The organism is Shewanella sp. MBTL60-007, from assembly GCF_019654915.1.
In the GTDB taxonomy this organism is placed as follows: Bacteria; Pseudomonadota; Gammaproteobacteria; order Enterobacterales; family Shewanellaceae; genus Shewanella.
In genome coordinates this window covers 1-3,744 of sequence record NZ_BPET01000118.1, presented here as the reverse complement: position 1 = coordinate 3,744, position 3,744 = coordinate 1, and the positions used below count along the sequence as shown (strand labels likewise).

The 3,744-nt window shown below is 42.0% G+C and carries 3 protein-coding genes and 1 pseudogene; 2 read left to right on the top strand and 2 right to left on the bottom strand.

The annotated features are described in order from the left end of the window. Positions 1–323 precede the first annotated feature (323 nt). A pseudogene (locus K5Q92_RS24560) lies at positions 324–539 on the top strand (hypothetical protein); the annotation flags it as partial. A 269-nt stretch (positions 540–808) separates the two neighbouring features. On the opposite strand, the gene K5Q92_RS23435 reads toward K5Q92_RS24560, so the two are convergent. Further along, positions 809–1,120 carry a hypothetical protein gene (locus K5Q92_RS23435; RefSeq protein ID WP_220771210.1) on the bottom strand — a complete coding sequence of 104 codons (312 nt, stop codon included), beginning with the start codon at positions 1,118–1,120 and terminating at the stop codon, positions 809–811. 301 nt (positions 1,121–1,421) lie between these two features. On the opposite strand from K5Q92_RS23435, the gene K5Q92_RS23430 reads away from it, so the two are divergent. Next, the gene (locus tag K5Q92_RS23430) at positions 1,422–2,870 is read left to right on the top strand and encodes a DUF1176 domain-containing protein (RefSeq protein WP_220771209.1); all 1,449 of its coding nucleotides are present in this window, start codon (positions 1,422–1,424) and stop codon (positions 2,868–2,870) included. 84 nt (positions 2,871–2,954) lie between these two features. Here K5Q92_RS23430 and K5Q92_RS23425 read toward each other — a convergent pair whose 3' ends face one another. After that, positions 2,955–3,416, bottom strand: a complete 462-nt coding sequence (locus tag K5Q92_RS23425; RefSeq protein ID WP_220771211.1) for an isoprenylcysteine carboxylmethyltransferase family protein — start codon at positions 3,414–3,416, stop codon at positions 2,955–2,957. Between the last annotated feature and the right edge of the window lie 328 nt (positions 3,417–3,744).

The following is a 3,744-nucleotide window of genomic DNA, read 5'->3' as shown; positions in this document are numbered from 1 at the left end:
TCATGTAAGTTATTGATTTTTAGTTTTTTTTGCGTCTTTAGTGTTGTGTTTTTTTATATAGCGGAATAACAAGTACCAACAAGACTACTTGTTGAAAGTCTCGGCGAAACCTTGGTGTGTTATTAATTAATAATGATTGGTTAAAATTATTAATGTCTTTTCTAATATTGTTTTTGCTTATTGCTTTTTCATTTTAATAGAAATATAGACAGCCGTACTTAATGGCCTTAAATGCATAGCTCTGACTATGCTTGATTTGAGCATTTGACAAGGAGGTTGCATGCGACGCCCAAGATGAACCCTCATTAGTATGATCTCTTTATTTGGTGAGAAGTCCCTACTATCGCTGTTGCAGTTGTGTTGTTTGGCGTGCATGCTATCGAAACAAAAAGTGTGTGGTGATGAGAAATACACAGGTAAAGAACTATGACCATCATCGAGAGTGGGTAGAAACACAAATATTGAAGCTTACAGAGGTGTTTGCTATTGATGTAGCTGCATATGCAGTGATGAGTAATCACCTTCATGTTGTACTTCATGATATATGGGGTCAGTGTAAACTTTATTTGAGTACCATATTTTTCCTCATCCCACGACCCAGCTTTAGACCTTTGGCACTAACTTATTTCGGTCCAAAAGTGATTTAGCAAAGGCATTCCTAAAAAGCCACAAGGCCTAGCACTAGGAGCTGCAAAGCTTTCCATCACCGCTCGGTGTACTGCCTGTCTCGATGAGCGGCATTATATTCGAATATATTAACCGTGCAGTTCTTTAGCGTTATTTATGATGAAAATGGTTAGGTTCAGTATCAAGACAAAAGATAGGGCCAGTATTGGTTTAGCTGATAAAGCACAAAGATAGCCAAGGGGCTATTTGCCCATAAACCGTAGCGGATGCTTTTATAATAAACCTTGGAAAACACTAAACTGCCAATGACCAGAGTGATGACCCAAATTAAGCATTTAAAGATAAACAGTAGACCTGTTCCAACACCTTCATGGTCGACCCGTACTACACCAATCAAAAAGTTGGGGCCGATAAACTGTAGCAGCGGTATGGCGATAATAAACAGCGCTTTTCCGAGCTGAGTCTGCATCAATGTTGAGATAGCATTTGGCATTTTTTGAGTAGCTTAATATGAAGTCATTGATAATCGCTAATAGATGGCAGCGATTCACTTTAATAGTTTAAATAATAAATACAGTAGTTTATCGGCATTGGTTAAGGCATTACAATGCAATGGAGTGAAGTGCTTACTGTTGATGGTCGTTTTGTGACTGACATAACAAAGTCAAAGTGCCGTGAATAAACCTCGATGCGTTTACATTACAGTTGCAAGCTGATAATCAACTTAGTAATGAGATTAACGTCACTCTTTAATAGTGCTGTGCGGTTTAATCATTCTTTTGGAGCTTGTTCAAATGCAGGTTTTTATAGGGCTAGTGAGCTTGTGTTCACTATTCATTTCTTTGTCGGTTGCTGCAGAGCAAGTGCAGAGCTTTGCTCATGGTGACTGGCAAGTGGTGTGTGACAATACTCATACCTGCCGCGCTGTGGGCTATCACAGTCAAGAATTGCAACATAAGCAAGGGGAATACGCACCCGTTTCAGTGATATTGGAGCGTGCTGCTGGAGCCGATGTCGAGCTAACGGCGAAAGTGAAGTTTGGTCAGATAGTAATGGATGGTGCAGCTAATAGCCAAACCGAAGCAGATCCAATTACCCTGAGTATTAACGATAGCTATCAGAGCCAATTATCGCCTGAGCTGCCAGCTTATCAACATATGGAGCTTAGCTTTAGTGGTGAGTATGAGCTAAGCAAAGAACAAGTTAGCCAATTACTTAATGCACTGACCATGAAAGGCCAAGCGTCGATCAAATTTATCAGTAGTGCGGGCAAAGTGTGGCGATTATCAACTAAAGGTTCTACGGCTGTTTTATTAAAAATGGACGATTTTCAAGGCTTGGTTAACACGCCTTTTGCGATAGTGAAAAAGGGCCACACTAGCAAAGGGATTGTTCAGCCTAAGCAAGCGCCAGTTATTTCGATACCCACTCAGCCAATACCTGTTACAACTGCCGCAGATCTTGGATTGGCCACAGATGCAGACTTTATCCATAGAATGAGAACCGCGCTTGATAATGCCTGTGATAATGTCCCTGCAGAAGACGAGCCTTTAAAGCTTGAGGTTGCCAGGCTGACATCAAATAAGCTTGTAGTGTCAACTATGTGTTGGTTCGCTGCATATAACTATGGCGAAGCTGTGTGGCTGGTTGATGATAACTTTGAGACTGAACCTGTGTTAGTAACTGACAGTGCGGTGAATTATGCTAATGGCGTGATTGATGAGTTCATGCGTGGGCGAGGTGTAGGAGATTGCGTATCAGGAAGACGTTATTTTTGGAATGGCAGTGAGTTTGTGTTAGCTGATTCCTACTCTACCGGAGCTTGCCGAGAGATAGCGGCTGGCGGGGCTTGGTATTTACCTACCACGGTCAGCACCGTGATTGTGGGTGACGATCCTGCTGCTGGAATCGATTGTCTGTCTGAGCAAGCGTATAGCACCGAAGGTATGGTCAAGTGTGCCCAGCGCTCGTTGGCGAGTGTCGATTTAAAAATGTCTGAAGTTATTGACTCCATTAACGCCCTTGAACGCGTTGCAAGTAACGATGAGTTAACAGCAGCATTGGATCAGGCGCAGGCCTCTTGGTTAACTTATCGTAATGATGTTTGTAAGGCTGAGATGCTGACGTATGTGGAAGGTTCGATGGCCTTACCTGTATTGGTCGGATGTAAACTCGATTTGTCTGAAAAACGCTTAAGGGAGCTGCAATCAACCAAAGAGTCACTTATTTTCCGCGACTTTTAATTGCTTAAAGTTATTGAGAGCCGATTTTTATTGATGATCATCGGCTCTAATCAAGTAATGCGCTTTCTTTTTTATTTACTTTGGTCAAATCCATGGTCTGACTCGCTTTTTATAGTCGATAAACGTCTGGCCAAATATCACTTCCAGTGCACGCTCTTCCGGCGCAATTTGAAAGCGCTGCATATAAAGTATGAAGCCAACAATTCCGACCACACTCCACATCGATGCTAAGTAGCACGCCCAGGCACAAAGGGCTAAAGCCATACCTAGATACATAGGGTTGCGGCTGAATCGATAAATCCCCGATGTTACCAGAGCGGATGCCGTTTCTGGCTTGAGTGGGTGAACAGTCGTTTTTGCTCGATTAAAGCTAATCACGCCTGCAATAGCACACAATACACCTAAAGCTAAGAGTAGGATAATAGCCATTAACTGAAGCCAAGACAGTGAGCTGTCGGTTGCTATGGTCGGTGCTGTACTAGATGTTATTCCAGTTGTATCGGTTATTTGTGCGATAGCCCACATGAGCAGAGCGAAAAGTACCATGACGATTGGTGGCGGGATTTTGTTTTCTAGTTTGCGTTGTAACTTTCTCTCTAACTTTATCTTGAAATTCTGCAAGGCTCTTCCTTTGAGTCGCTTCAATATTAATAAAGTAATATGTTATCGGCCATTAATAAACAGCCTCTTGGTTGATAAGCATCATACGCTAAGCATTAACTATTGATGGAGTTATAAAGTCTTTCAAGTAATTACTATGTAGGAGTTTATTCCGTAGCCAGTTATCTTTTGCTGCTCTGGTAGAGAAAACCCTTGTTGTACTCACTCGCTAACAATCGGGAGTTGTAGAGTTTTTGTTCGATTTAGGTATACC

What these genes read in the sequence shown, in the direction of transcription:
- K5Q92_RS23435 (WP_220771210.1), bottom strand. Translation starts at nt 1,120, where the DNA reads ATGCCAAATGCTATCTCAACATTGATGCAGACTCAGCTCGGAAAAGCG.
- K5Q92_RS23430 (WP_220771209.1), top strand. Translation starts at nt 1,422, where the DNA reads ATGCAGGTTTTTATAGGGCTAGTGAGCTTGTGTTCACTATTCATTTCT.
- K5Q92_RS23425 (WP_220771211.1), bottom strand. Translation starts at nt 3,416, where the DNA reads ATGGTACTTTTCGCTCTGCTCATGTGGGCTATCGCACAAATAACCGAT.